The sequence below is a fragment of the Paenibacillus sp. J22R232 genome (assembly GCF_056269165.1).
Genome location: NZ_JBWDNK010000006.1, coordinates 357769 through 381510 on the forward strand (window position 1 = coordinate 357769; position 23742 = coordinate 381510).

Annotated in this window: 15 protein-coding genes and 2 pseudogenes; 7 read left to right on the forward strand and 10 right to left on the reverse strand. The window is 48.4% G+C overall.

All coding sequences use genetic code 11. The features are described 5' to 3' along the window. The first annotated feature begins 109 nt into the window (after positions 1-109). On the forward strand, positions 110-982 hold the full coding sequence (locus AC0YN3_RS20280; RefSeq protein ID WP_475776778.1) for a helix-turn-helix domain-containing protein: 873 nt from the start codon (positions 110-112) through the stop codon (positions 980-982). A 144-nt stretch (positions 983-1126) separates the two neighbouring features. Continuing rightward, positions 1127-2509 (forward strand): alpha-galactosidase, encoded by a 1383-nt coding sequence (gene melA, locus AC0YN3_RS20285; RefSeq protein ID WP_475776779.1) that lies wholly within the window; start codon positions 1127-1129, stop codon positions 2507-2509. A gap of 557 nt (positions 2510-3066) precedes the next feature. Here melA and AC0YN3_RS20290 read toward each other — a convergent pair. Next, positions 3067-3990 carry a ketopantoate reductase family protein gene (locus AC0YN3_RS20290; RefSeq protein ID WP_475776780.1) on the reverse strand — a complete coding sequence of 308 codons (924 nt, stop codon included), beginning with the start codon at positions 3988-3990 and terminating at the stop codon, positions 3067-3069. Positions 3991-4137: 147 nt separating this feature from the next. Between AC0YN3_RS20290 and AC0YN3_RS20295 the strand changes: the two genes are divergently transcribed. Then, on the forward strand, positions 4138-4689 hold the full coding sequence (locus AC0YN3_RS20295) for a TetR/AcrR family transcriptional regulator (RefSeq protein ID WP_475776781.1): 552 nt from the start codon (positions 4138-4140) through the stop codon (positions 4687-4689). 123 nt (positions 4690-4812) lie between these two features. On the opposite strand, the gene AC0YN3_RS20300 is transcribed toward AC0YN3_RS20295, so the two are convergent. Then, a complete protein-coding gene (locus tag AC0YN3_RS20300; protein ID WP_475776782.1) occupies positions 4813-5445 on the reverse strand; it encodes an NAD(P)H-dependent oxidoreductase in 633 nt (210 codons plus the stop codon). Positions 5446-5578: 133 nt separating this feature from the next. Here AC0YN3_RS20300 and AC0YN3_RS20305 point away from each other — a divergent pair, with 133 nt between their 5' ends. Next, a complete protein-coding gene (locus tag AC0YN3_RS20305) occupies positions 5579-5938 on the forward strand; it encodes a winged helix-turn-helix transcriptional regulator (protein WP_475776783.1) in 360 nt (119 codons plus the stop codon). A gap of 170 nt (positions 5939-6108) precedes the next feature. Here the strand turns inward: AC0YN3_RS20305 and AC0YN3_RS20310 are convergent, their stop codons facing one another. From AC0YN3_RS20310 to sigK (AC0YN3_RS20330), 5 genes and pseudogenes are all read right to left on the reverse strand, one after another. Continuing rightward, positions 6109-6522 carry a hypothetical protein gene (locus AC0YN3_RS20310; RefSeq protein WP_475776784.1) on the reverse strand — a complete coding sequence of 138 codons (414 nt, stop codon included), beginning with the start codon at positions 6520-6522 and terminating at the stop codon, positions 6109-6111. A gap of 439 nt (positions 6523-6961) precedes the next feature. After that, entirely contained in the window at positions 6962-7387 is a 426-nt protein-coding gene (locus AC0YN3_RS20315; RefSeq protein ID WP_475776785.1) for a hypothetical protein, read from the reverse strand. A 224-nt stretch (positions 7388-7611) separates the two neighbouring features. Continuing rightward, positions 7612-13179 (reverse strand): X2-like carbohydrate binding domain-containing protein, encoded by a 5568-nt coding sequence (locus AC0YN3_RS20320; RefSeq protein ID WP_475776786.1) that lies wholly within the window; start codon positions 13177-13179, stop codon positions 7612-7614. Positions 13180-13296: 117 nt separating this feature from the next. Next, complete coding sequence (locus AC0YN3_RS20325) at positions 13297-13758, reverse strand: glycoside hydrolase domain-containing protein (protein WP_475776807.1); 462 nt, start codon at positions 13756-13758, stop codon at positions 13297-13299. Positions 13759-14281: 523 nt separating this feature from the next. After that, positions 14282-14812: pseudogene (gene sigK / locus AC0YN3_RS20330) on the reverse strand (RNA polymerase sporulation sigma factor SigK). Between the two features lie 314 nt (positions 14813-15126). On the opposite strand from sigK (AC0YN3_RS20330), the gene AC0YN3_RS20335 reads away from it, so the two are divergent. Then, a complete protein-coding gene (locus AC0YN3_RS20335; RefSeq protein WP_475776787.1) occupies positions 15127-18705 on the forward strand; it encodes an S-layer homology domain-containing protein in 3579 nt (1192 codons plus the stop codon). Between the two features lie 829 nt (positions 18706-19534). Here the strand turns inward: AC0YN3_RS20335 and sigK (AC0YN3_RS20340) are convergent. After that, a pseudogene (gene sigK / locus AC0YN3_RS20340) lies at positions 19535-20068 on the reverse strand (RNA polymerase sporulation sigma factor SigK). A 254-nt stretch (positions 20069-20322) separates the two neighbouring features. Here sigK (AC0YN3_RS20340) and AC0YN3_RS20345 point away from each other — a divergent pair. Both AC0YN3_RS20345 and AC0YN3_RS20350 read left to right on the forward strand, forming a co-directional pair. After that, the gene (locus AC0YN3_RS20345) at positions 20323-20541 is read left to right on the forward strand and encodes a hypothetical protein (protein ID WP_475776788.1); all 219 of its coding nucleotides are present in this window, start codon (positions 20323-20325) and stop codon (positions 20539-20541) included. A gap of 21 nt (positions 20542-20562) precedes the next feature. Then, positions 20563-21303, forward strand: a complete 741-nt coding sequence (locus tag AC0YN3_RS20350) for an ATP-binding protein (protein ID WP_475776789.1) — start codon at positions 20563-20565, stop codon at positions 21301-21303. 77 nt (positions 21304-21380) lie between these two features. On the opposite strand, the gene AC0YN3_RS20355 is transcribed toward AC0YN3_RS20350, so the two are convergent. Both AC0YN3_RS20355 and AC0YN3_RS20360 read right to left on the reverse strand, forming a co-directional pair. After that, positions 21381-21509 (reverse strand): hypothetical protein, encoded by a 129-nt coding sequence (locus tag AC0YN3_RS20355; RefSeq protein ID WP_475776790.1) that lies wholly within the window; start codon positions 21507-21509, stop codon positions 21381-21383. Between the two features lie 55 nt (positions 21510-21564). Continuing rightward, the coding region (locus AC0YN3_RS20360) for an S-layer homology domain-containing protein (RefSeq protein WP_475776791.1) at positions 21565-23742 on the reverse strand (2178 nt) is incomplete at its 5' end.

Consider the following 23742-nt stretch of genomic DNA (forward strand, 5'->3'; position numbering starts at 1 on the left):
ATGATTCGTGTAGTACAATATTAACAATCAACTTTCATCTTCATTCCGAATTTACGGCATATCAGGGCTGAATTCAATAGAAAAATATTGAGTAGGAGGTAGTATTATTTTGCTTAGGACAAACTACGGATTTCGATATTCGGATCAATCCAATCCTTTAATGGCTATTCGAACGATCGGCTGGGAAAGCACCGTGAACGAAAGCTACAGCTGGAACGGAATGGCGCGGGACGATAAGTTTGTGGTTTTTCAATATACGCTCTCGGGTGAAGGACACTTGGTATACGACGGCAAACATTACACCGTACCTAAAAACCACGGTTTTTTTGTCCGGATCCCAGGCAATCATCAGTACTATTACCGTTCGGATTCCAAAACCCCCTGGGAATTCATCTTTTTAACCGCGGCAGGCTCCCATGTTTTTGCCCATTGGAACGAAATCATCGAGACCAATGGTCCTGTCATTTCCTTAAAACCGAATGCCCAGCCGATCGCTATGCTATGGGAGATGATGCAGAGCGCCAACGAGAAGACGCTGCAGGATAAATACGACATCTCCGTCCGCCTCTATGAATGGATTGTCGCCTGCCACCGAATCATCGATGGCAAACCTGAAGCTGGTCAACCCATTCCCGCTTCGGTAACCGCAGCAATAAAATTTATGGAAGGCCAATATCACAGGTTCCTTACGCTGGAAGAAATCGCAGAGGCGGCGGGCACCTCCAAATATCACTTTTGCAGACTTTTTGTCAAAAGCACCGGCGTGACCCCTATTCACCAACTGACCAAAATTCGCATTGAGGAAGCCTCCAAGCTGCTTCGTCAAACGAATCAATCCGTAGCTTCGATTGCCGCCGCCACCGGATTCGATAACAGCAGCTATTTCGGCAAAGTATTCCGCAGGATGATGGGAGATTCTCCGCAGCAATTCCGGGAAAACACGGACGACGACATTCCGGCTAACCATCTTTTCATCGATTGATTGGAATGGCACACTCTCTGATTGATGAGCAATATTGTTAGACTATGGTGAAAAGATATTGCTATTTACTCCCTTCATATATGGATCTATGATTATTCCCGAAAGGAATTATAGAGCAATTATTTTATACGGAGGTGTTTGCAAATGTTAAAAATAGCAATGATTGGCGCAGGCAGTATCGGCTTTACCCGCAGACTAATTATGGATCTCATGGCCGTTCCGGAGTTCCGTGATACGGAATTCCGGCTAATGGACATTGATAAGGAAAATCTAGACATGGTGACCACGCTCAGTCGGCATATGCTCGATATTAATGGGCTGAAAGCGGTTACCCTTGTGCCTACGCTTGACCAGAGAGAAGCGATTAAAGACGCTGATTATGTCATTTGCCTAGCCCGCGTTGGGGGGCTTGAAGCTTACCGGCACGATATTGAAATTCCTTTAAAATACGGCGTCGAGCAATGCGTAGGGGATACCTTGGGACCTGGAGGCATCTTCTTTGCCCTCCGTACGATTCCGGTACTGCTTGACATTGCCCGTGACATGCGAGAGCTGGCTCCCGATGCGCTGCTGCTCAATTACTCGAATCCGATGGCCATGAACACCTGGGCCGTTCGCCGCGCGGGCGGTGTCCGAGTCGTAGGTTTATGCCATGGCGTGCAGCACGGCCATGAACAAATCGCCGAAGCGCTGGGGCTACCGCAGGAAGAACTGGATCAGGTTTGCGCCGGCATCAACCATCAGACATGGTTCGTTAAACTTACCCATAAGGGGCAAGATATGCTGCCAAGGCTGCTCGAAGCGTTCGAGAACCATCCGACACTTCCGGAAACCGAACCCTGTCGTATAGACGTCCTAAGACGGTTCGGCTATTATTCCACCGAATCAAACGGGCATTTAAGCGAATATTTGCCATGGTACCGCAAGAAATCGGCGGACATGGACAAGTGGATTAACGACAAAGAATGGATTGGCGGGGTGACCGCAGGATATTTGGAGCATTGCCGGACCCGTCTGGAGGATTACAAAGCGATGTATCCGAAGTGGTTAAGCGGGGAATTGGAGTCTATTCCGCTCGGGCAGCGTTCGGAAGAACACGGTTCATACATTATCGAGGCACTGGAGACCGGCCGGGTATACCGTGGCAACTTTAACATTGAGAATAAGGGACTGATCACTAACCTGCCGGATCATAGTACGATTGAAATCCCGTGCTACGTAGACCGGAACGGAATTGCCCCTACCTGGATCGGAGATCTCCCGCTTGCTTGCGCGGCTACCTGCCGTGCCAGTATCAGCGTTCAGGAAATGGCCGTAGAAGCAGCCCTAACCGGCAATCGCGAACTGGTGAAGCAGGCCGTTCTGCACGATCCGTTAACGGCAGCAATCTGCAGCACCGAGCAGGTATGGAGCATGGTTGACGAAATGCTGGATGCACTTGCACCCTGGCTGCCCCAGTTCAATGGCGAAAACCGCACCTGGGCTGACCTTCCTCAGCCGCAAACCCTTAATAAATCATTCGTTTAGGTTCTAACCTAATGCTTTATATTTGATATCCAGCCTAAAAAAGGGGCTCTCCCATAAGTCAGTAGTTTGACGACGTAATCTCTTTGTTATTCAGGCTTAACGACAAACTACGCATAAACTGCACATTTAAATGTTCTTCCGATCGCCATTGCTCAGGGATTCCTTTGAATCAACGAGGAGAAGTTAGAATCCCTGAGCAAAAACGAACGCTGACGCTTCTCCAGAATCATTTAAATGCTCCGTTTAATTAAATTTGCTCAAGAAAGCAGCAAGAGACCAAAATCAAAAACAAGCGTTGCAGAATAGCCCTCTGCAACGCTTGTTTAATGCGAATTTTTTCTTATTTCCGATTGTGCGAGCTGCTTCTTCAGGGCGCCCCTTCCCTTTTGAGCCAGCCCCTTTCATGCTAAAATCCTTTGTCTACTTTCCGCTATACTTTCAAATTTTTTTCACGATAGATTAAAAAACTCATTTTGCTTCCTATCATTCGTGAAACAACTGCATTGTACTGAGGGAGTGAAAACATTTTAAAAGTCACCATAATATTTCAACAAAAATTACTGAACATGTATCTCCGATTTGATTTCATTTTGACTTAAAAATCTTATTAAATCATTACTCAGCTGCACGATCTCATTGTTAGCATTATTCGCATAATCCGGCAACATCATATCCCTAACCATTTTGGTTCGCAGCCATGTCATAAAGAAAAGATCCAAAAATAAGCTTGGTAATTTAATCACCATTTTAAGCATTGGTGGATCAATGGAAACGCCAGCTTTTTGTATTGCCCTTAGATGCGATTTTAAAGTGGCTGTTATTTTGCGTGCCGTCTTTCTTGTTCTGGCTGTTTTTTTGTCAATTATGTTATTCTCAGCATGCAAAACGCTCAACATGGCAATGTCTGATACGGAATGTGTGATGAGATACGCTTGCATATCCTTTTTAATAGCATAGGGAAGCTTTGCTGCATTAAATAATTTTGCGAGGTTTTCTATGCGTTCTGTCACTACGCCATTAATTTCTCCAAATGCAGTTGCCGCTATAATCTTAGGCAGAAATCGAGCATGCAATACTCCATCTTTAATTTGTCCGCCGAAGCCGGGAAAAGCGGGTAAAAGCCTATCCCCTACGATACCCAGCCACGAAGAAAATCCAATTGAATTACTAGTCATCGTAACTATATTTTTGCTTTGATTATCTTTTAGCGCTAACAACGCTGATTCGGACCGATCATAACGTACGGTAACGAAAATGAAATCGTATACATCGTCATTTTCAAGCGTGTCAATGACATTCACTTGCAGCGATCTAACTGTACCTTTTTCTATATATTGCAGGCCGTTTTCTCTTAATGATTTAAATCTATTAGAATGTGCAAACAGGCTAACGTCAAACCCTGCTTCAATAAGCTTAATTGCGTACATGCTCCCGATGACGCCTGCACCAAAAATTAAAATTCTATCTTGTTTTGCGGACATTAAAACCACCCCTACTGATTGCATTTTCTTTTTATCATCCGACAACATGTTGTATGATGTGATTATAGATTTTTATTATTCCTTGATCAACCATCAGTTTTTTATGATTTGTCGGATGATATTCTTATTCGCCAGTAGGAGGGACACATGAATAAGCAACCCCAAATAACGGAGAAAACAAGACAAACGTTTGTTGAAGTTTTTTGTGAGTTATATAGCCAAAAGCCCATCGAGAAAATTTCGGTCCGGGAAATTACGAATAAGTCAGGATATAACCGCAGCACCTTTTATCAATACTTTACTGACATTTACGAATTGTTAGACTCTGTTGAAAATGACTTATTGAATGACATGAAAAAAGAATTGGCGAATAAAGAGCTATCGATGCATACGGTCCAAGAAACGCTCTATTGTCTGGACAAAAGAGAACATCTTCTGGTTCTTAACGCCCTCTTGGGTGATTATGGAAGTGCCCGTTTTTTAAAACGCTTAAAAAAAGAAATCACTTTGGCTCAATTAGCATTAAACGTTCCGCCAAACCATTCCTTAACGCCATACTTCATTGAGTTTTACCTGACAACTTCCCTTTCTTTATTTCGTCTTTGGCTCCAGCGTCAAAAGGATTTATCGTCAGAAGAATTCTTCAAGTTAGTGGAGAGCCTCTATTCAAGAGGAATTACGCCCTATTTTAAAGAATGAGTCTGTCATTCAAACCAAATCCATATGTTGTATAACAATAAAAAAGCGTTTTATTCAGGAATCAGAATCAACCTCGAAGCATTACTTCACAATTTTTTGGGGGGCAGGAACGATGTCCATTTATCAAAAACGTTTGGCAAATTCTTTAGCTTGCGCAATTGCTTTTTCTTTAATAGCTGGAGCTCGCTCTAATGATGCCGTCCCTTCAACAAAAATTGCATCAATAGATTGAATCCCATAGAACTGTAAAACCTTAGAAAGATAGCTGTATCCCATCTCAATTGGAGCAAGAGGACCTTCCGAATAAACGGAACCACTAGCTTGAATGTGTAAGGCTTTCTTGCCGGTCAGCAGACCTATAGGACCATTTGGGGTATATTTGAACGTTTTGCCTGGAATTGAAGTCGCATCCGTGTATGCTTTCAAAACAGGTGGGATCGAAAAATTCCACATAGGGGAAACATACACGTACTTATCGGCAGCCACGAATTGCTCAACAATCGCCTCAAGACGAGCTACTTTTGATTTTTCGGTATCAGACAGTTGCTCGAAAGACGAACCCGATCGAAGTTTTCCCCAACCGCGTAAAACATCGGCATCAAATTGTGGAATATCCTCCTTGTACAAATCCAAATAAACAACTTCATCAGTTGGGTTTTTCTCATGGTACGCTTCAATAAATTCTTTGCCTACCGTGAGGCTAAAAGATTCATGAGGATCAAGGGGGTGCGCGGTGATGTACAGTACAGTTGCCATAATCAAAACTTCCTTTCTGTAATTAGATTAAGTACACTTTCAAGGCTGATCATATACTATATACTCACTTATAGTAAGTAGGCACAATAATGTGGTATAGTATTAAAAAAGGTACTGTTATGGAGGCAAACGTATGCAAAAGAACCCCGTCCAATGTCAATTCGTTGCGGCGCTGGATTCGATTGTCGGCAAATGGAAGCCGATTATCCTTTATCATTTGCTTCAAGGCAAACCCTTGCGGTTCAATGAGCTAAGAAGATTGCTGCCCGATATCACGCAAAGGATGCTTACGCTCCATCTGCGCGAATTGGAGGAGGAAGAGATCGTTAAACGAGTGATTTATCCGCAAATCCCGCCGAAAGTGGAATACTCCATCACGGAATACGGCATGAGCTTGTCTCCGGTGCTGGAAACCTTACATCAATGGGGAGTGGCCCATATCGAGCGCAAGCAGCTTATAAAGAATAAAAATGAACAAACAAAAACGGACTAGCGTTTGATATTACGCTAGTCCGTTTCATTCTGTACCGAGTTACAAAATATAACGAAAGTGATTACGAGGCATTTCTGGCACCGCAGCATGCCAGAATATAAAGAAACCCCTACTTTTGAAGGCTCCTTCGAGATTCTCCGCAATAAAACTTGCCTTTATTTAGGGTACGGTTAAGCCCCGTCTGACCTCAGTGAGGCATACTTGCTCGATCGTATGAACTCGCGATGGGCTTCCTGAATCGAGTTCGATCGCATCATCAGCTCCTCGGAACACCCCTGCTTCAGTTGCCCGGCAATTTGCATTAGCTTGTACGTTTTATAATAGTTCGCATCCGCTTTGCTACGACTATACTGCAATGCGTTCTCATACGCTTGGCGTTCCATCGAGAGGCTTATCGCTTGATCATATAGACTGGGATCATGTCGTTGTAAGTAGTCCATTTCGTCAGTGCGCAGCTTCTTGCCCTGCATGAGAATATTTCGAATAGTTGTCAACTGCGACTGATCCTTCGTCGCGCGTGCGTCCTTGCTTTGCTGCATCGCTTTGAAATAATCACTGACCGACTGCACGGATTTCACATTCATGCCATTACCTCCTAATTACAAATTTCGTCATATGCAACGGTGCCTTCGTCCAAGTATCCGGCTGCATCTCCCATCTCCCATAACAGCTAACTCTTTTTCCTCAATAACCTTCAAATATTACTTCTAATTTATCATGCTAGATTGCGCCATATATGAAATGTAAAGAAAACTTTATATTCGCGCTTGCAACGCACCAACGGCAACCGGCATATATCCTGTCCCCTGAACCGTAACAATGCTCTCAGGATTGGCATGGTCAGTTTCGTAGACCAACCCAACCATCAGATAAACCATGAGAATCGGTTCTTAAAGATCCTTTGCCATAAACATCGCTTTTGTTATAGCTACCGTAAAATAACGAATGAGCTGCGTAAGAAAATGACCATTAATCATAAAGTGATAGGTGATACACAGGATACGGCATTTGTATTGGACACGCTTACTCGGCTTCCTGCGTTGCCAGAAGAATCTGAGCTTCACAGTGACCTAGGTTCGGTCTATACATCAGAAGCTTACCAGAAGGCCGTAAAAAGCAAAGGCATTTAGCAGGCTTGATGTAGACCCCGTTCGTATTCGTCTGGGCCATGTATGCCCAATTCACCGTCCCCGTCGGATAGTGCTGGAGGAAATGATTGTACCGCGCCTCCCCATCGCTCACGGACAGATTTCCGTTGTTACCCGCAAGCTCAAAGCCGCTGATGCGAATATATGACGCGCTGGAGATGACGATGTGATTCCAGGCCGAACTCGTGGCAAGCTTGGGCGTATGCCCAGGGTAATTGGTGTAGGAAATGTAAGCGTCGGGCCCGTCCGATCGAGTTACCGTGAATACGCCTTGGCTGTTTGTTTCGGCATACGTAAACACTCTTTACGTCATCTCCTCCTTTCACGCATTCAACATACAAGTTGTACCCACGGAACCACAGAATAAAGTTTTAAGATTGGATATGTTCGTTTAAGAAGTTGTATACAAATCGGTTGCCATTCGCACTCTGAATTCCAAGGCGGTAGCGCGGCAGCGGACGCCAATAACCCGCCAACGAAATATTGATTCGTGAGCGGGAAGACGTTATTGGGAAATGAAACGTGTTACCGTTGGCCTTTCGTTGCAATTGCATTCATCAGGTTATAGATGGTCATGGCTGTCTCTGCCCTGGTGGTGTCGGCTCCTGGGTTGAAGCGATTCCCGCCAACGCCAACCATAACACCAAGCTTGGCGGCAGCCCCCACCGCTGACCTGGCCCACGGGGAAATCTGGTGGTTGTCCGTGAACGTGTAGGTGCCATGGGCTGCCTCCCCCGTTGCATGGACATACGCCCGAATGAGCATCACGGCCATTTCCTCCCGGGTAATCGTCTCGCTCGGGGCAAATCTGCCTTCGCTGCGTCCATTAATGATTTTGGCCTCATAAGCTGCTTTCACGGCGGATGCGTGAGCGTCACCTGATCTTACATCAGCGAACACACTGCTGTTGCCAGTGGCCTTAAGACCAAGCAGACGGCTGATTAATGTTACAAACTCAGCGCGGGTAGTTTGTCCGTCAGGGTCAAAGACCGCCTCAGTCTTGCCGGCCACAACATGTTTGGCAGCAAGAATTTTCAGAGCCGGAGCGACCCAGTGGTCAGCTCCCACATCCCGGAAGGTCTTGTTCCACTCCATGACGGCGTAGGTGCTGAAATGGGACAAGTCCACTTCCATCCTTTTGCTGCTCTTATTAACTTTTCCGCCCACATAGTCCCATGCTCCCGTTTGTTCATTCCGGTAATAGACGCCCAGCAGGTTCTCGTCTACTCCGGTTCCCCGATAGGGAAGGGACACATGGACAGCCGCGGTAAATTCGGAAAGGGCTTTCTCATTTCCCTTCCGGTCAACAAGGACAAGTTCCAGGCTGTATCCTTCTCCTGCCGCTTTCAGCGGATTCCCGCTGCCGATCCATGAGGTGACATCCACCTTCGCAAGCTTGATCTTGATTAGCGAATCCTTCAGCTCCTCTTTTTCTCCCAGCCCGCACAAGGCAGCCAGCACCTGCGACGGAATCGTCAAATCAGCTCCGCCGGAGCTTACAACGAGCGGCCTCGCTTGAATAATGTCAGCCGTATGGGCAGGGAGCAGAACCTCCTGCTTGCCGTAGGCCAGATCAATGACAAGTTTGCCGGCAAGCTTACTTTTTAGCTCCGCTTCCGTTATGATCTGCTGATGCGGTTGACTGTTGTTGTTGCCGCCGTTACCGATAACAGGGTTCTCCGGAACAACAATTATACCTGTGCCATCATCAACGACTTTAGTTTGGTCGAATGTCTCCAAAGCCTGATTCAGACTAGCAATGGCTTGATTCACTAGCTCCTGGGTGGCGCCAACGTTCTCATATACAACCGCTGCCTGGGTGATGGCGGCAAGCAGAGCCTCTTTGGACCCAACTCCATATTCACCGTTAAGGGTACCTTCCACAGCGGCATTATGGAGTGCCTGCGTCGAGTTTATGAGATCGAGCAATTCCGTTCTGTTTACCAGATTTACATTCATGGTGAGAGCGGCAGGCGACACATCCACATACCGCCCCAGGTCATCCAAGTACTCCGAGTAGGTTGTCATCGTCACAGATGCCGCGGAAGGAGTCGCCTTCACCCGCCAGTTAATCCGGAACAGATCACTTTCACCCGTAATGGCTCCGTCCTGCGAGACCACGAACTCCAGCTTTCCTTGGGATGCCTGATTGTCATATCCAGCAAGGGAATAGCCTTCCTTCAGCGGAGTGATGCTTACGAATTCCAGTACCCCCGGGTTATAGCGGATGGTGGTAGACTGACCATATACAGCTCCAGTTACGGAGCCCAGCACAACCTCCCCCGCCCCGTAAGTAACCGTTGCCGGCAGCCCTGCAGCCACATCCGTCGCGCCTGTCAAACGCTCATTCAGGCTCGCCCATGCATCTACTTGGATCGTCAAGACAGGATTGGTAATGCCAGTCGCATTCTGCAAATGAAATGTAAAGTCATAACGTCCATTTTCGAGACTCGACAAATAACTTGCTTTTATTGTATAACTCGAACCGCTGACGACATAATCCGTATTCTTGACCAAAGTGTTTGTTCCGTTCGTTAACCTCTGCAAGCTCCCGCCCGTTGAATTCATCGTGACGGTAATATCACTCAGCTTGTTCTTGTTGAAATCAGTAACCTTCGGCGACACATCAGCCTTCACGATGTTAATCGGGATATTGACATCCGCGCCCCCATCAAAGTCGAAGGTGATGGTATTCAAGCCTTCCGGCAAGGTCTTCAGATAAGAGTTCTTCAGGTAATAGAAGTGCCCTGCAACGGTATAATTGGAGGCTGCGATGGTTGTCGTCCCATTCTTGATGGCGCTCAGATTGTTGCCATTGAACATCACCATTACATCGACATTTCGATCGATAATGGGATTATAAGTCGGCGCAGCGACTGGCTGGTAGCTTGTTTTGTCCGTCACGATAGCAGTCGCGTTATCTTTGACCAGGATGTTGACCATGCCGTCTACTCCGGAATCAAAGTCAAAGTATAGTCCTTGATAGCCATTTCTCATAGTTTGCAAGAGGGACGTCTTTATCGTGTACACATTCCCGGTCACCGTATAGTCCGTGCCTTCAACAAGCGGCGTCAACCCGTATCGGATACCGTTCAGCGCTTTCCCGTTTTTCGTTACAGTAAAGCTAAGGTCCGCGGGGGCATACTTCACAAATGTGGAGCTTGCCGGACCCACGGCCCCGTTTGGCAGATCCGCTACGACTGCAATGTTCAGCTCCTGATCGCTGCCCGTTGCAAAGTCGAAGGTGAAGGTTGAAACCCCAACAGGCACGGTTTGCAGATAGCTTTGCTTCAAGGTATACACCGAGCCTGAAACGGTATAGTCCTTTTCGGGTTGAAGCGCCGTAGCTCCGTTATATATGGAGGATAGTACATTGCCGTAAGGAGCAACGGTCACCGGAATATCCTGCGGCGCATTTTGGTTGAAGGTGGATGCTGCCGAGCTGACTTTGCTGTTAGAGACCACCTCTACCACCAGCGGGAGACTAGTCCCATTGTCGAATTGGTAGCTGAAGTTATGCGTGCCAACCGGCAAGGTCTGTAAATACGATTTCCAAATGGTTCCTGCCTTCGATGTAGCCGGCTGGAAATGAGAGATTGGAGCCAGTTGTGTGTTGGTGGTGAGGTTGGTAATCCCCGTCAACACATTGCCATTTGAAATGGTCGTGTAAGCGCCAACATCGGCAGGCGCATTAAGATCGAATTCGGCCTTGGTCCGGTTCAGCGTAATCTGGTTTGGCGCCGCTGTTTGGGGTGTTTGACTGCCCTTGTATTGCTTCAGTACGGCCAATGAAAAGATGGAGGTCGACTGAAAGTTTATGGCATGTTCCGTGGAGCGGTAGTTGGAGGTGGAATCCTCAAACTTTTTGAATTGATACACGGAGGCTGCCTTTGTGCCATATATATCTATACCTCCGGCCAGATAGCCTTTGGGAGTGCCGGGCTTTAAATCAATGGAATAAATCCCGCTGAAAATTTGCTTCATCGCATTTTCGCCATATCCGGTGATATAGCTTGTTTGCATGGGATTGACGCCGAGAATGTAGTTGTAATTATCCTGGATGGCATCTATGACCTGATCATCGAAGGTGTTGGTAAACATGCTGCCCAGAGTGAGGAACATAGATGTCTCTGAAATATTGGCATTGCTTCCCCACCATGCGCCTAGTTCGAACAAGTAGGTCCGCCATATGTGACTCTTTTGCCGTTCCAAGAGCACGCTTTTCCAAATGGAGAAGTTTTCGGTAAACCAGCTTTTCACGGTTTCGTCGGCCTGATCGGCGGTGACGTAGGCAAGCATAATATCAAATTCCAGATGGCGGCCCATGCCATACTCTACATCCAGGAAGACATCCTCGTATTTTTTATAATTGTTCAACACGATTGCATTGGCCGCGGGATCACCGGTAGCTCGGAAAATATGGGCTGCTGCCCAAACCCGGTTATCCGCGTCAGAGGCATCGGCATAACCTGCTGTATTCGGTATGTTTTGCGGATTTTCCAGCAGGTATTGCCAGCCCCTCAGCGCCGCCTGAAGAAGTTGCTCCGAGTAAGCGGTATCGTAATCCTTAAACACCGTGGAGGCATGCGCCAGCAAGGCTACCGCATGAGCCGTAACGGTAGTTGGCTTGACATCATTCTGGCTGCTCTGAACATCGCCATTCATCCGCCCGTCAAAATAGCCTTTGGGAGCGATAACGGTATAGAAACCGCCTGTGGCATAATCCTGAGCTTTCAGAAACCAATCCAGGTTAAATTTAATCTCATCCAGCAAATCCGACTTTCCGTTGCCACTCTCCGGAATATTAAGACTGTTATCCTGGAAGAGGGCGGGAAATTGCTCATAGGTCCATAACAGATGGGAGGTGGCGATGGAGCTATTATTCGTATACTTGCCGAAGTCGCCTGCATCATACCAGCCGCCGGACAAATCCCTGGATTTCGTGGCATCCGAGGTGTATCGGAGGTTATTATCCTGGGTATGAATGGCCTTGCGTGCGAAGCCTTCCGCATAGGGCTCCACCAGGTCCATATTGGCCCGCTGGTAATAGTAATACCGCTGCATGTCTCTGAACAGATCGTCATATACCGTATCGCCAATCTCGAAATGAACCGAATTGGCGACCCCTGGCGCATTTACCTTCAGATAATAATTGCCCGGAGCAGCAAGAGGTGTAAAATCAGCCAGCAATACGCGCTCTCCGGAGAATGCAGCATCGAATTCCCGTTGTAGCTGCAATTGTCCGGTATAGACCGTTAGGTTATCGGAGGTTCGCTTCACCTCGAAGGCAGTTCCTCCTACGGCAGTCAGCTCATCTACGAAGCCGCTGACCATGGCAACCTTATTCGAGTCAGTCCTGTAGCCGACCTGATTTACCTTGATGGCCGGGAAGCTGGCCTCGTTATCTGGCGAAGTAATCCTGATATTGTTGATATAGAACTTGCTCTGTTTCAACGGCCACTCGGTAGTATCGTTGCTAACTACGAAGGCGGTAACACTTTTCATATCAAAGCCGGAATCTGGGCTGAACAGCTTCTTGAGCGGGATCTTCACATGCTGCCATTCGGTGGTCACGCCAGAGATTCCGGTGACGTCCGCTCTATCGATGGCGACCTTAGATTTAATGAGAGTGTTGGAGAGATCAGGATTGGGCAGCGACATCAGATAGCTTTCCGTGAAGTTGCCTTGCAGGCCGACCGCCATTTTCTCCCCTCCGGCATTTCCTTTTACATTGAACTCCAGAAACCCGTTCTCGTAGTACCTAGTAATCTCAAAGGGATACCAGCCGGAAGAATACAGAATTTGCGATTCCCAGTAGCTTCCGGGCGTCGCCGTCATATTGTATCTGATAGAGGGCAGACCTCCATACATCTCGGTTGTATCAACCGGAGGCTTGCTGCCATCCTTTTCAAATGGAGCGCTTGTATACGAACCTGGAACGGTATCGCCAAAGATGACCAGATCCTGCAGCTTTTTGTAATGCGAGGGAGGCGCATCTGACGTTGCGCCTTGGGCGATCCGGATTCCCGCCCCTCCCAAGGTTGGCATGACCATGATTACGGCAACTAAAATGGCTACTATTCGCTTAAACAATCTTTTCCCCTCTTTCTTTAAATGGTAGTCGGTAATATCAAGGAAGCAATTCAGCAAGTCCGCTCCCAGTTCCGGATCGAATAAGCAAATCTGGGAGTTGGCAATCCTTACACTGTCTCACATGCAATAGATATCGGTGAATTGCCGGACTCCCGGCTTCCAGTAGTTGAATTCATCGTCAATGCCAAGATCACTCGGCATGTACAGAAGCCGGGAAAAGTGGGTGTAGAATAACATCCGCTGATCCTCGTCTCCGCGCTTAACGCGAATTCTGGAAATGCTTTGATTCCAGGTGACCACCGCTTCATTTCTGATCGTATCGAAATCCTTGTCTCGGACTTCCGTTTCTACATGGGCCCTTGTATTTAAAGCGCTTACATAATTGATGCCAACTTGCAGGTTTACGACCTTCGCATCGCCAAAGCTGATCATAACCTTGCAATTAGCCCCATTCACGCGTAAACGGGTCAGTGAGCCTGTAGAGTTGCATAGCAGCGCATTATGGAAGGGGTGATCGGCTTTCAAATAGATATAAACGGAATACGGATATTCATGTCCCCAGCCCGCCTTTATCATCACCTCAGCCAATCACTTCACAATCCGAGAAGAACTCCACTTTAATATCAGAAGGCTTGAGCACAACGTTATAGTATCCGCATTCCGCTGTCTCTGCCTCCCGTTCATATTCCGTTGCCTCTTGCTTTAACCGGCAAATGGCGGGGGTGATGCCATCCCGGCTTGCGCCGCCCGTACCGCTGACATGGTTATGGCTGAACCGGACAATGGGCAGCTCGGAGTTGTATCCACTCGTGGCATAGGATTAGATGGTATCCGGAGACAACCGGACGATTGCACCTCATTAGCATTTTGATATTCATGTAGAAACACTCTTCGCCTTAGCTCCTCCTCTCTCACATTCAGCATACAAGTTGTACCTGTAGAACCACAGAATAAAGTTTTAAGATTGGATATGTTCGTTTAAGAAGTTGGACATGATACAATGCCTTACTACTTCAATACAAGATGGAGGCAGGCATACATCATGGACTCTTATTAATTGTGCGTGATGAATACGATGACCCAAAACAATACTACGACCAGCTTATCTCTTTGCCTTATAGAACTTATGATAAAGCTTCATGAGCGCCCTCTTCTCGATCCGCGACACTTAGCTCCGCGAGATCCCCAGCTCCTTCGCAATCTCCTGCTGCGTCCGCTCATCCCAGCCTTGCTCCAGCCCGAACCTGCCGATAACGACTTCCTTCTCGCGGTCATCCAATATATCAAGATTTTTATAAATCTTGCTCTTCTCAGTCTTCAGCTGCACCTTATCCACGATATCATCAGCCTCCGTGCCGAGGATATCGATCAACGTGATCTCGTTGCCTTCCTTATCCGTGCCGATCGGGTCATGCAAAGAAACGTCCCTCCGGGTTTTCTTAAGCGACCGCAGATGCATAAGTATTTCGTTCTCCATACAGCGAGCCGCGAATGTCGCGAGTTTCGTGCCTTTACCAGTCTGAAAGCTCTCGATCGCCTTGATCAATCCAATTGTCCCGATCGAGATCAAGTCCTCGAGATCCTCACCGGTATTATGGAATTTTTTGACTATGTTTACATAACCCGATGCAATTAATTAACTACGGTCTCATCGCTGCCAGCGATAGGAATAGGTTAGTAGGAGCCGTCTTTTTTTTAGAATATGAGCACTTTGGTCAGGAGGATATTTCGCTGGAAGAAAGCTATCGGAGAGTGGAGGAATGGAGTAAGAGTAGCTTAAATAAGTCAACAAAAGGTAATTGAAGTAAAAACATGCACATTGTGATAAAAGACGCTTCCCTCTAGAATGAAAGCGTAAACATAAACCGTTTGCGTATCAAGGGTATGAATACGATGCGGGTAAGCCGTAGGCGCACCGGATCGAAAATTAAGGAGGATAATCATTATATGTCAAAACGATTTAGCAGAATGCTCGCGTTCCTCTGTTGCTTGGTAATGGTGGCGGCGCTAATGCCTGCCAGCTTTGCCGCCGCCACTGACAACATCGAGAACGCAGAGGCTAATGAAACGCCGACCGCCATTTTCGGAACTCCCGAACTCGGGTCAGACGATCCACTGTGGGCCCTGACAATGGAGCATCTCATCAACAAAAGTACTGTGCCCGGCGACTCCAAACCCCATGCAACCGGCACAGCCAGGATCCTTTGGGACTCCGACTACCTGTATGCCCGCGTGGTTGTGCAGGACAGCAATCTATATCAGGGAGCCGGCGGAGATCACCAATACGATAGTCTGGAGTTTTATGTAGGCACCGGAACCGGAGGCGCAAACCAATGGCGTGTCAGCGCGACGGGCGTGTTTTCAGGGCAGTCCGCTCCGGGCAGAGCTGCTTGGACTCAGATCACGGAAACAGGATATATCGTGGAGATGAGAATACCGAAAAGAATCTTGACCTTGAAGGAAGGCGATTTTACCTTTGATGTTTATATCAATAACTCGTCGCAAACGGGCGGCGACCGCTATGAAGTCGTTTCCAGTTTCGGAGATCCGGACAAGGCTTATAGCAGCGCTGCTTCATATACAAACAGCCTGAAGCTCATTTTAGCCAATGAAGTGGACACCAGATTCTCAATCACCGCCACGGCGGGATCGGGCGGCCGAATAACGCCGAACGCAACAGGCGATGTCCTGAGAATAGCTAGCAACTCAAACAAAGAATTTACAATTACCCCCGATTACGGAAAAATTGTGGATACCGTAACGGTAGACGGCGAGGCCGCGACTCTATCCGATGGCACTTATACCTTTTTAAATGTTAACGCTGACCATACCATTCACGTGACATTCAAAAATGATTCGGCCGCGGAGCTGCTTCCCTTTATCGTATGGAATGACAACTTCGCCAGTGGCGAGTACACGGCGGCCGTCATCATTGACTTGGGCGAAGGGAAGGCGGCGGTAGGCTCCGAGCTTAATCCGGGCTTGTTTACCGTGTCGGCCAGGAACACGACCCTGAACGGCGCCTCGGTGACCTTTGCAGGGACGCGCAAGATCACAAGGGTATACGCCAATGACGAACCGAAGGTGCGCGGCTATCTTGGGACAGTAAGCCATTCACCGGATTATCAAGCCGGACTGGAAAGCGGCCGTTACATCGTAGTTGAGTTTGAGTTTTATTCAGCTGGCGGCGGCACTATAACGCTGGATGGCAGCATGAACTCGACAAAGCAGGTATACAGCATCGTCCAAAACGGCGCGGTCGTACTGACAGAAGGGAGTCCGCTTAGCTACGTGGTTTTTGAACAGGAAAAAGTTGTGAATCCGATCCTTGACAAGTTTACAACACCAACGGGCAATTCGGTCAATCGCGCGCTTTACCTTCACAAGGATGACAACGGTGAAGTATTGCAAGGATTGCCGCTGTATGTCTATACCCACGGCATGGGACGCGGCGGCACAAGCGCTACGACAGACCAAAAAGCGGCCATGAAATCCGCCAACGGCGCAGTCGCTCTGATGAAGAAAATGGAAGAAGATCCCGGCAAATACGCCAGCCATATACTGAATATTTCCTATAATGGCACGTCTACTCCCTCCACAGCCAATGTTAAGACGGTTATAGACGACCTGGTTGCCAGCGGCGCAGTAGACCCTAACCGTATTTACGCGGCGGGCTTCTCATGGGGCGGCCAGTATACGAACAGCTTAGTTAACGCCTATCCCGGCTTCTTCGCGGCCGCCGCACCTATGTCTCCGGTAAGCGGCTCACCGAGCGCGAACGCCAACAACGTTCACAACGACCTGGCCTATTGGATGTTTATAAATGAACATAACGTTGGAGGATACCAGACTAACCTCACTACCTTCATAAACACCAATATGCCGAAAATGATCAACGCGAGGGCTTCGCGCTTTGAGAGCAATGAGCCCCTTACGTGGCCCTACAATCAATTTGATCAGCCGAATTGGAGGCCGAATCCGGCCAACACACCTGTCCTCGGTGATCAAGTAGCGCATGAAGTTGAAGCGGCGGTTCTTTACAACCAGATAACTATGGGGACTTGGAGCATAGCTCCCACGGCGCAGTCCTCTAACTTGTCGGCTTGGGACAATGATTACACCGATGTCTTTGATTGGATGTTCGTGCAGAGAAAAATGAACGTTCCTGGTGCTCCTGGCGATTTCAGGGCGACGGCGGGCGATGGACAGGTCACATTGAGTTGGACTTCTCCTGACGATCCTGACGACGGTCGCAGCGCGATATTGGACTACAAGGTCTGGTATGGCGACGTGACGCCGATCACACTGGATGCAGCAACGACCGAATATACCTTCACGGGCCTGACAAACGGCCAAGACTACACCTTTAAGGTCATCGCGGTAAGCGCGAAGGGCGACAGCGCGGAGATGAGTGCGACGGCGATGCCAATGACGACTCCCATTGTGACCAATCCTTCTGACGGCAATACGGGCAATACGGGCACCGGGACAGATGCCGGATCGTCGAAGCCGACCTACACAGTGAACACACCGAAGGATAAGCCCGCAGTCACGGACAAAAACGGCAACACCACCCTGCCCGGTGGCGGCGAGATTGCAACCAAGGGCGGGACAAAGATTGAGGTTCCCGTAGGCACAACTATAGACTCAAACGGTAAGGTGACCATTCCGACGGACAAGAGCGCCGAAGTAACACTACCCGGCGGCAACAGCACAGTGACCATTCCGGGCGGATCGACGATAGCGGGTGACGGCACGATCACAGTGGGCGGCGGAGAGGCGCATGTTAACCTGCCGAACGGCAACCAGGTGGATATCCACGGCGGCTCGAAAATACAGAGCAACGGCGCGGTTGTGGTAGGACCGGGCGGCGCGAGTGTCGGCTTAGACAACGGCATGTCGCTGAACATCCATGAGGGTACGGAGCTTGTGTTCGATGACGACACCCCGCTGGGCTTCCTCGTGACGTCGGGCAATCCTTTCAGGGATGTCAACATGGACGACTGGTTCTACAGCAACGTAAACTTAGCCCACACATTCGGTCTTTTCAACGGCACGTCATCCACGACGTTCTCACCGGGCACCTCAATGACGCGTGCGATGTTTGTACAGGTACTGGCCAATCTTGAGAACGTAAACAGCTCCGGCTACACGAGTTCCCGCTTTAGCGACGTGACGGGCGGGCAGTGGTACACGGCGGCAGTCGAGTGGGCGGCCGAAAGCGGCATCGTCAACGGTATGAACGCAGACCTGTTTGACCCCAATTCATCGATGACGCGCGAGCAGATGCTGATAATACTGTACAACTACATGAAGTACAAGGGCTATGAGATACCTGAAAGCCAATCTAAGTCCTTCGCGGACGAGAGTGAGATCAGCTCATGGGCGTTGGAGGCCGTTCAGGCGCTGCGGGGAATCGGCATTGTATTAGGCAAGCCGGACAACCTCTTTGACCCCAAAGCCACCGGCACCCGCGCCGAAGTAGCTGCTATCTTTTCAAGGTTCGTCGAATATCTGGCTAAGTAAAAGCGTAAACAGAAAAATGCGGACCCTTCCGGCTGGACAATATTCAGCCGGAAGGGTCTCCTTCTATTTTACAAAGAAAATCTCCGGTCTGATGCTGATAAACACACAACAGTAGCGTAGGGCTTTGGTCTATGCCTGATTCATTATCACTTGGGTGCGCCTGACGATGCACGCGCTATCAATGACGGTCTGTATAATAATCTCTCACTGGCGTTGCATTAATGTTCTCTAAAGCTTTATAATTTTCTTTCTTTAAGGTATATGGCTAACGCCAATTTGTACGAAAATGTCCATGATAAAAAAGATTTGACAGAAAATTTTAAAAACAAAGCAGAAACGATCTTCTACATATTCTTAAACCGGGCAATCGCTAGAGACAATATAAATCCTAGTATTATCCGATTAGTTGCCATGTGTCAAAATAATCAGCAACATTCGGCTGACATGAAGATCGTGGATCACATTATCACCGGAAGATCCAACTATGGGGCTACTGTTGCAGGATAACGTTTTAAAGATACGGGAGAAATCAAGTATGACCTGAGAGTAGAAAATACAATGACCCTCGTTAAATTGGGCAAAGTGAACAATGCTACCTCATATTTCATTCACAACCATTAAAATTTAAGAGATACCGTCACATCACAATCATTACGAATGATCAATATCAGACACTCCATATATGCGGAGTGTGTATACAGAAAAAAAACAAACGGAATCTCAGCCATTTGGTTTCTTTTATTGATATAAATCGTGCAAGCAATCCCTGGCTTTATCGCCATATAAGATAAGATCAGATGTAATATAATAGCTCAGCTCAGATCACTTCTCAACGCTTCGCCTTATAAAACTCATGATAAAGCTTCATGAGTGCCCTTTTCTCAATTCGCGAAACATAACTCCGCGAAATCCCCAGCTCCTTCGCAATCTCCCGCTGTGTCCGCTCATCCCCGCCATGCTCCAAACCAAACCGGCCAATGACAACTTCCTTTTCCCAATCATCCAATATATCAAGATTTTTATAAATCTTGCTCTTCTCAATCTTCAGCTGCACCTTATCCACGATATCATCAGCCTCTGTACCGAGGATATCGATCAACGTGATCTCGTTGCCTTCCTTATCCGTGCCGATCGGGTCATGCAAAGAAACGTCCTTCCGGGTTTTCTTCAGCTACCGCAGATGCATAAGTATTTCGTTCTCCATACAGCGAGCCGCGAACGTCGCGAACTTCGTGCCTTTGCCGGTCTGGAAGCTCTCGAAGGCTTTGATCAATCCAATCGTGCCGATGGAGATTAGATCCTCTAAATCTTCCCCGGTATTGTCGAATTTTTTGACAATGTGTACACAAACCGATGTAAACAAACAAACCTGAACTCATAGCTCCCAGCAATGATAAGACTGTCCACCTTGTTTAATGCATACTAAAAGTGCCGAAAATTGCAGCGTAAAAATGCTCAAGTAATGGCAAAGAATAAGAGACACTTACCAGCATCCTATTATCCTCCTATCGTTAGGTTTGCGAGAACTCGACGAAGGAGACTGGAAGGAATGCTAAAAATGCCTCAACAAGTGGACAGCGAACCGTTCTCTCTTACGTCAAGCAACAGAAGAGCCGAATGGCTCTGGAACGCGCGAAAACGTATGAGCGGCTTGAGCACCCGCCAGGCGAAGCACAAGTAGACTTCACGACAATTCAGGTTAGCCACGATCAGCAGCTTATGACGTACAAGCTACTCGCCGTGTCCTTTCCTTACAGCAATACAGCATTTGTCTATCCGACGCCTGCAGAAAACCAAGAATGTTTTCTCGAAGGGATGAAGCAATGCTTCGAATAAATGGGTGGCGTTCCGCGGCGCATGTGGTTCGACAATCTGTCGGCTGCAGGCGTCCACATCGGGAAGCATGTGAGCGTCAACTCACAGAGGGCTTTCAACGGTTTTGCGCGCACTACCGGATGGAAGCTATATTTTGTAATCCATACAGCGGTCATGAGAAGGGGCATGTGGAGAGCAAGTGCGGTTACGCCAAACGCAATTGGACGGTACCGATTCCGCTATATGAGGACCATGAGAAATTGGCTACGTATTTCGCCGAGCAAGCTCGAGAGGACCGCGAGCGAGCGTACTACGCCAAGGGTGTCCCTTCAGCAATATGATCGACTGATGGGGGCGGTTGGAACAGACAAGACGCATATGGCGACTGCGCTTGGCGTAGAGGCTTGCAGGAGAGGACATGCCGTTCAATTCTTTCGAGCTTCCGATTTAGTGTCGTTGCTGCAAGAGAAGTTTGCGGTGGGCACGCTTAACCGTTTTCGCGAGAAGCTGAAGAAGATGGAACTGATTATTTTGGATGAAGTGGGCTATGTCCCGTTTAACCAAACAGGTTCAGAATTGTTGTTTAATGTGATTGCCGATTACTACGAACAGCAAAGCGTGATCGTCACATCCAATCTGGAGTTCGGTCAATGGACCTCGATTTTTGGAGACACGAAGCTAACGTCCGCTTTGGTCGACCGCCTTGTGCATCACGCACACATTCTTTCATTCACTGGCGACAGCTTCCGTCTCAAGCAAGCGATGGAACGTATACCGCAGTGACCATTTAACTGGCAAGCGTCTCGGCATTTTTCGCAGCAAATTTAAGCATATTTCGCTTGCAAAAAACAGTAACAAAATCAAAACAAAAAATCTACATCTCTGCCGTTTGTGTTTAAAGTGTTGGTGGAGAGCAGGATCGAACCGCTGATCTCTTGCATGCCATACAAGCGCTCTACCGAAGTAATCGGTTTCACCACCATAGGCATGAATAAACCCGCCTAAACAGATTCACCTCTGCTCAAGCGGGTTTGTCCATGAATCTTATCTATCGATTGAACCTAGCGTTTGCAGCATTCTGATGAACACAACCGCCGCTTGTGCGCGAGTCGTCTCGCCCTTTGGATCCAACGTATTCGCGCTTGTACCGTTCATAATTTGAAGGGTAACCATTGTGCGAACATCCTCCAAGTAAGCCGCGTCCACGCTTCCGATATCTTTGTAGCCGTTCAAGTTAACAGAATCCTTTGCAATCGACAACTTTTCAAGATTAATCACGGCCGCCAACATGCTCGCCATTTCCTCGCGTGATAGCGGTTGATCAGGCTTGAAGCTCGTACCAGTCGTGAAGCCGAGCAGTCCAAGTTCCTTCGCTTTGGCTACCTCATCGAAGTACCATGCGCCTTGCTTTACATCTACATACGGTGCTGCATTCCCGACAGATCCGCTGCGTCCCAAGGTTCGGACTATCATGGCGGTAAACTCCGCTCTCGTTACGGCTTTGTCAGGGTCATACTTCCCGCCGCCAACTCCTTCAACGAGTCCTTTGGCTGCAGCCAGCTCTACGAATGCTTTGCTCCAATGTTTAAACGTATCGGTAAAACTCACCGGATTTTGTGCCACGACGTACACGCTGTTGGAATAAGAGTTGATCGTCACGTACCATGCGCCATCGATCAACACTTTCTTCGCGGATACAAACTCAAATTTCTTTGTCGTTTCGTTATAACGGAACACGCCCCATTGCTCCGGTATATCGGTCATGTTTTTTGACATCGGAATGATTCGCGTCAGCGCACTGCTGAACTTGTCCGCTGTTCCGATCACTTGTCCTGACTTGGTATTAATAATTAAGATGTTGAAATCCACAATCGCGCCTAATACTTGTCCCTTTGGCAACCCGCTTGCAACCGCCGCTTGAATGTCCTTGTCACCAGACTTATCGGTCAAAGTAACTTTGAAGCTGATATCCTCGGCTTTGAGTCCATTCTTCGTAAGCAAATCCTGCAGCCCTGGAATGAGCGATGCCAGATTGACGGGAATCTTGTAGCTGCCGTAAGTTGCCTTAATCTCGGTGATAAAAGTGGCGTTTTTCTTCTCAAACTCGGTTAATAGGCTTGCCGGTAAACTGACATAGGCAACGCCGTCTTTTGGTGCAACTTCAAGAGCGACGGACGGCTTACGGGTGTCAATTGTATCCGACTTAATCATAATGCCGTTTTGGTCGATATCCAAATGTGTTAAAACATCCAGAGAAATTGGACTACCGCCAGTCCCGCCACTATTCCTACTATTAACAACCTGCGTTACCGTAAAGGTTACCGGCGTCATGCCCGCGGCCGACACCGTTACCGTAGCCGTATACGTCCCTGCGGCAAGTCCGTCATTCGCTTTCACTGTAAAAGTAGTGGACGCCGTCCCGCTATCGAGCGTTGTCGTCGCTGGCTGCGTAACCGTGAAGCTGCTCGCGTCCGCTCCGCTTAGCGCTGTCGCCAAGCTCGCCAAGTCGCCTGTTCCCGTTCGCGTTACGGTCACCGTTTTCGTTTCCTGTGTTCCCGATGCGTAGCCTGCTGTCAGTGCGCTCGGCGTCTCGTTAGACAATCCATCGATGGTGTACGTAAGTGGAACGTTCACCACCTGCGTAACCGTAAAGGTCACCGGCGTCATGCTGGTCGCCAATACCGTTATCGTAGCCGTATACGTCCCTGCGGCAAGTCCGTCATTCGCTTTCACTGTAAAAGTAGTGGACGTCGTTCCGCTATCAAGCGTTGTCGCCGCTGGCTGCGTAACCGTGAAGCTGCTCGCGTCCGCTCCGCTTAGCGCTGTCGCCAAGCTCGCCAAGTCGCCTGTTCCTGTTCGCGTTACGGTCACCGTTTTCGTTTCCTGTGTTCCCGATGCGTAGCCTGCTGTCAGTGCGCTCGGCGTCTCGTTAGACAATCCATCGATGGTGTACGTAAGTGGAACGTTCACCACCTGCGTAACCGTAAAGGTCACCGGCGTCATGCTGGTCGCCAATACCGTTATCGTAGCCGTATACGTCCCTGCGGCAAGTCCGTCAATCGCTTTCACTGTAAAAGTAGTGGACGTCGTTCCGCTATCGAGCGTTGTCGCCGCTGGCTGCGTAACCGTGAAGCTGCTCGCGTCCGCTCCGCTTAGCGCTGTCGCCAAGCTCGCCAAGTCGCCTGTTCCTGTTCGCGTTACGGTCACCGTTTTCGTTTCCTG